Source organism: Candidatus Sordicultor fermentans (assembly GCF_012728195.1).
Taxonomy (GTDB): Bacteria; Atribacterota; Atribacteria; order Atribacterales; family Caldatribacteriaceae; genus Sordicultor; species Sordicultor fermentans.
On sequence record NZ_JAAYFP010000029.1, the window covers coordinates 1 to 5,216 of the forward strand.

Here is a 5,216-nt window from a genome sequence, read left to right on the forward strand (position 1 = left end):
AATGGAAGAATTCTTAAAGCAACATCCCGAAGAGGACTTCTCTCATATACTATTTGTGATGGAAAGTACAGGAGTCTATCACCTGCGTATTGCCCTATTCCTCGCTAAGGACCTAAGTTACCAGGTGAGTGTGGTTAACCCCTTGGTAATTAAAAAGTATGCAGAAATGCTCTTAAAGAGAGCCAAGACTGACAAAGTAGATGCCCGGCTTATTGCCCAGTATGGTTATCATAACTCTCCTCCTCCTTTCTTAGTGAGAGATGAGGAAAGTTATGAATTAGATCAACTACTCAAAGGAATAGAAGACTTTATTCCCCTATAATCCCCTTTAAAAAACAAAGCAGCCTGCGGCACAAAATAAAAGATTGAAACCAAAAAACTATGCCGTAGAAACACCACCCCGGCATTGAGAAACAGAAGGGAAACAACAGATAAGTACCCGCTTCTGCAGCTCTATTTTCTCAGTCGTCCCGGAGAGAGTCTATTTCTTTCAATATCCGATAAGGCTTGGTAATGATACGAAAAGGGATGCTGCTGAAGAATTTAACCAAATCTTCCTTATATTCTTCAGTAATCCGGCGAGGCTTGGTAAGAACTCTTTTTACTAAATCTTCTCCATAAAGGGCTAAAAGCCTGTCCTTATCAAAACTAATCTCCAGCCCGCATTCCTGGCATATTATGGATTTTACCATCTCTCCCTGATAAATCAGGCGATGCTCAGTCTCTCGCTGGCAACTCAAACAGCGCAAAACTGTGGTAATCTCCTCCTTGTCCAAAAGTTTTTCCTCCTTTCAACCTCCTTCTTCCACCCGGATGGCATAAGCCTCCTTTACTACTTCCAGTTTTCTAATATGCTCCAACGACCTTTGCAAACTTTCTTCCTTTGTTTTATGAGTAAGAAAATAAATATTGGTAAGCTCACCCGGGGTGCTACCCGGCTGTTTAACCGCTGAAAGGCTGACTCCTGCCTCTCCAAACTGGGTAGCAATTTTACCTAGCACTCCTGGCACATCCAATGCTAAAATACGCACACAATATTGAGTAATTAATTCCGTGATGGGCTTTACTTCCATCTCCCGCAGGCAAGTACAGCCTACTCTACCCCGGCACTGCCACTTCCAATTACGTATAGCTTCTATTATGTCTCCCACAATAGCGCTGCCGGTGGCTTCTCCTCCTGCCCCTGGACCTCGAAAAGTCAACCGGCGGGTTTTCGATTTAACATAAATGGCATTTTCTACTCCATATACTTGAGATAGAGGATGGTCGAAGGGTAAAAGCACCGGGTGAACCCGGAGCTCCATCGCCTCGTTTAACTTTTTAGCGATGGCCAGAAGTTTTACTGTAAATCCCAGTTCTTTGGCAAACTCGATATCCTCAGGAATCAAAAGAGTGATTCCCTCCCGATAGACTTTTTCCACTTCTACCTTGCTGTGAAAAGCTAAAGAGGCAAGAATAGCTATTTTATAGGCAGCATCAAATCCTTCTACATCCATAACCGGGACTGGTTCTGCATATCCCCTGTTCTGTGCTTCTTTTAACGCCTCAGCATAGGAAGTTTTGTGGAGAGACATCTCAGTGAGAACAAAATTAGTAGTGCCGTTTACTATTCCGATAACTTCTTCTATATCATCACCTATCAGTTGTCCTTTGAGAGAATGAATGATGGGTATTCCTCCTCCCACTGCTCCCTCAAAGAAAAGCTCACTATTTGAGCTTTCAGCTATTTTTAATAACTCTCCTCCTTTTTTAGCGATGAGTTCTTTGTTAGGAGTAATCACTGTTTTACCTTGCTCAAGAGCGCAAGAAACCAGCTCAAAAGTAGGAGACACTCCCCCTATTGCCTCTACCACTATGTCAATTTCCGGATCTTTTACTACTTCCCAGGAGTCATAAGTTCTGATTTCTGGAGGCACTGTTAGCGGCCTTTCTCTTTCCCAATCTTTATCGGCAATTTTAGCTATCTGAATAGCAACTTTCAGCTCTTTTTCTATTTCTTCTTTTCTCTCTTTTAATATTTTAACCGTTCCTACTCCCACTGTTCCGAAACCTATGACGCCGATTTTTACTACTTTTCTATCTTCCATTTTCCCACCTTCAAATATTTATTACTTTGCTCAAAAAAGCCCGGGTACGAGGATTACGGGGATGATAAAAAATTTCCTCTGGGGTCCCCTCTTCTAATATTCTACCCTCATCGATGTGCATCACCCGCTGGGAAACCTCTCGAGCAAAACCCATTTCATGAGTAACTACAATCATAGTCATCCCCTCTTTGGCTAACTCTTTCATCACGTCTAAAACGTCATTAACTGTTTCCGGGTCCAGAGCCGAAGTCGGTTCATCAAACATCATGACTTTAGGATTCATTGCCAAAGCCCGAGCGATAGCCACTCTTTGCTTTTGTCCCCCGGAAAGCTGATAAGGATAGGAATGAGCCTTTTCTGCCAGACCCACTTTACCTAAAAGCTCTAAAGCTATTTCCTCTGCTTCCCGGCGAGGAATCTTTTTTACTCTATGAGGAGCAAGAATAACATTATCCAGAACACTCATATGAGGAAAAAGATTAAAACTCTGAAAAATCATCCCGATAGATTGCCTTATTCGGCTTAAATCTACTTTCTCTCCGTTTATCTTCACTCCATCCACTATTATCTCTCCACTTTGAATGGGCTCTAAACCGTTGAGACAGCGGAGCAAGGTGCTTTTACCCGAGCCAGAGGCACCGATTATCGATACCACTTCTCCAAACTTAACCTGAAAATTGATATCTCTTAAAACATGGTTAGAACCAAAGTATTTATTGAGATTAGAGACTTTTATGACCCAATCACTCACTGTAGCGCATCCTTTTTTCTGAATATCTTACCGCTCGAGAAATAGCATAGGTCATGATAAAATAAAAGAGAGCTACTCCCACCCAGATTTCAAAAGACTTAAAGGTACGGGTAATGATTATTTGCCCGGTGCGAGTTAGCTCAGCAATAGCAATAGTAGAAACTAAAGAGGAATCTTTAAGGAGAGCAATGAATTCATTACCTAAGGAAGGAAGAATACGAAACAGAGCTTGAGGCAATACAACGTAATACATAGATTGCCACCAGCTCATCCCCAAAGAAAGAGCAGCTTCCATCTGACCCTGAGCGATAGATTCTATGCCTCCTCGAACAATCTCTCCCACATAGGCCCCACTATTGATTCCCATAGCTAAAACCCCGGCCACAAAAGGGTCTAAATTCAAACCCAGAGCCGGTAGCCCAAAGTAAACTAGAAAGATTTGCACCAAAAGGGGAGTACCCCTGATTAACTCGATGTAAGCACTGGAAATACTCCGCAAAAAAGAATTGGGCCATACTCGCGCAAGACCGGCTCCTAAACCAATTACCAAACCCACAGCTATAGAAAGAGCGGTGATTCGTAAAGTTGCCAGCGCCCCCACTAAAAGTGCTGGTAATGCCTCATATAGAGCTAAAAAGTCAAACTGCAAAAATTAAATCCTCTCTTATAAATTACTTTATTTCCCCAAACCACTTTTGATAAATCTGATCATACTTACCCGACTCTTTAATATTTTTCAAAGCTTGATTGATGGCTTCCAGAAGGTCGGTATCCTCTTTACGCAAAGTAACTCCGTAATTTTCCTCTCCTTCTTTAAAAGTAGCCACGATTTTCATATCCGGTAAAAATTTCATCCGGTAAGCAACTTCGGATAAATCATTAACCACCGCATCAGCTCTTCCATTCATCACTTCCATATAAGCTTTGTCAGTAGTGTCAAATCTCTTTATCTCCTTTACCCCTTCTATCTCACTCACCGCTAAATCTCCAGTAGTCCCGATCTGCACTGCTATCACCTTACCTACTAAATCCTCCGGACCTTTAATAGAATCATTGTCTTTTCTCACTGCAATAGCCTGGGAGGTAATATAATAAGGTTCACTCATTGCTTTGGATTTAAGTCTCTCTTCGGTGATAGAAGTAGCGGACATTATAATGTCAAATTTTTTGGCGTCCAGAGCAGGGAAAATACCATCCCAGGCAGTGTCTATAAATACTGCCTCCACACCTAATTCCTCAGCAATCGCTTTACCTAAATCAATATCAAAACCCACAATTTCCCCGCTTTCATCGTAAAACTCCATAGGGGGATAAGTAGCATCAGTGCCGATGATGATTTTTCCCCGAGCTTTAATTTCATCCAGAGTAGAAGCACTTGCTATACCAGCAAAAGCAAGAGAAAATACTAATATCCCCAACCAAAAAAGATAATTCCTTTTCATCCCAGCTCCTCCTTTTTGTGAGAATAATACAACGCCCTTCCCGCTGTGTCAATACAAACAAAGTCTTGTAGATAAAGAGGAAAGCAGATATGGAGCGCTGGATAACTTCAACTTATTCTACTCAAGGCGTCCTTATCAAAATCTCGGGCAGTTAGAACCAGCTTCCAGGAAGGACCAGAATTCAGAGTGACTAAAAAAGTCTATTTCAAATCGGGAGGAATCAAGTTTGAATCTCGCGAAGAGATACAGCATCTCTCAAGAGGAGGTGAGGCTATAGCCTCACCTCCTTGAGTAGTGCAAAATAGAATTTTATTGAACCAATACTGCTTCTAGACTCATTACCGATACTAATTTGGTGAATATTTCAGTATTGTCGAAGTAATCGTCAAATAGCTCAGCCCCTACTCCTTGAGCGAAGATGGCCACTGGGGCGCCGGTATGAGAAAAAGTGGTCCAGCTCAGACCAGCTTTTTGGTTTAAGATATGAGTTAGGGTGATAGTAAGGGGGTCATAGCCACCATAGCTTTGGGGTGCTTCTCCTTGCACACTCATTGCCAAAGCTTTTTCTAATTCTTCTCTTTCATAGTCAGTTAAAGTAAGTCTCAACTTGGCCTGTGCTTCTGCGTCTCCATTTTTAGCTTTCTCTTCCAGCTCGGCTTTTTCTGGAGCAGGAATATCCAGTAAACCAAAGTTTTCTTCTATTTGAGGCCAAAAATCCGATAGATTTGCTTTCTCTTGAGGAGTGTTCTGGCTATATTGTTCTACCACTTTGCTGAATTCTAAGAAAGACATCTTCTGGTTCTGCAAGACTTCTGGGTATAAACTATATCCCGTTGCGGCAAACCCCAGAGTTAACCCTCCAGTTTCATGGTCAGCAGTAACTACAATTAGAGTTTCTTCGGGATGTTGCTGATAAAATTTAATTGCTTCTTCTAT

The 5,216-nt window shown here is 41.9% G+C and carries 7 protein-coding genes; 1 reads left to right on the forward strand and 6 read right to left on the reverse strand.

Annotated elements, in window-relative coordinates; translation table 11 throughout:
* Positions 1–322, forward strand: a 322-nt coding sequence (locus GXZ17_RS01435; RefSeq protein WP_409375511.1) for a transposase, incomplete at its 5' end; no start/stop codon positions are given.
* A gap of 139 nt (positions 323–461) precedes the next feature.
* On the opposite strand, the gene GXZ17_RS01440 is transcribed toward GXZ17_RS01435, so the two are convergent.
* The 6 genes from GXZ17_RS01440 to GXZ17_RS01465 form a co-directional block, all read right to left on the reverse strand.
* Positions 462–776, reverse strand: a complete 315-nt coding sequence (locus GXZ17_RS01440; protein ID WP_409375512.1) for a bh protein — start codon at positions 774–776, stop codon at positions 462–464.
* 15 nt (positions 777–791) lie between these two features.
* Complete coding sequence (locus GXZ17_RS01445) at positions 792–2,087, reverse strand: homoserine dehydrogenase (protein ID WP_409375513.1); 1,296 nt, start codon at positions 2,085–2,087, stop codon at positions 792–794.
* Between the two features lie 10 nt (positions 2,088–2,097).
* Positions 2,098–2,838 (reverse strand): amino acid ABC transporter ATP-binding protein, encoded by a 741-nt coding sequence (locus tag GXZ17_RS01450; protein ID WP_409375514.1) that lies wholly within the window; start codon positions 2,836–2,838, stop codon positions 2,098–2,100.
* Positions 2,831–3,487: an amino acid ABC transporter permease gene (locus tag GXZ17_RS01455; protein WP_409375515.1), complete on the reverse strand. Its 657-nt coding sequence runs from the start codon at positions 3,485–3,487 to the stop codon at positions 2,831–2,833. The genes GXZ17_RS01450 and GXZ17_RS01455 overlap by 8 nt, the downstream gene beginning before the upstream one ends.
* Before the next feature lie 22 nt (positions 3,488–3,509).
* Positions 3,510–4,280 carry a basic amino acid ABC transporter substrate-binding protein gene (locus GXZ17_RS01460; protein ID WP_409375516.1) on the reverse strand — a complete coding sequence of 257 codons (771 nt, stop codon included), beginning with the start codon at positions 4,278–4,280 and terminating at the stop codon, positions 3,510–3,512.
* A gap of 309 nt (positions 4,281–4,589) precedes the next feature.
* Positions 4,590–5,216 (reverse strand): alkaline phosphatase (locus tag GXZ17_RS01465; RefSeq protein ID WP_409375517.1); only part of this gene is annotated, 627 nt, incomplete at its 5' end.

What these genes read in the sequence shown, in the direction of transcription:
- GXZ17_RS01445 (WP_409375513.1), bottom strand. Translation starts at nt 2,087, where the DNA reads ATGGAAGATAGAAAAGTAGTAAAAATCGGCGTCATAGGTTTCGGAACA.
- GXZ17_RS01460 (WP_409375516.1), bottom strand. Translation starts at nt 4,280, where the DNA reads ATGAAAAGGAATTATCTTTTTTGGTTGGGGATATTAGTATTTTCTCTT.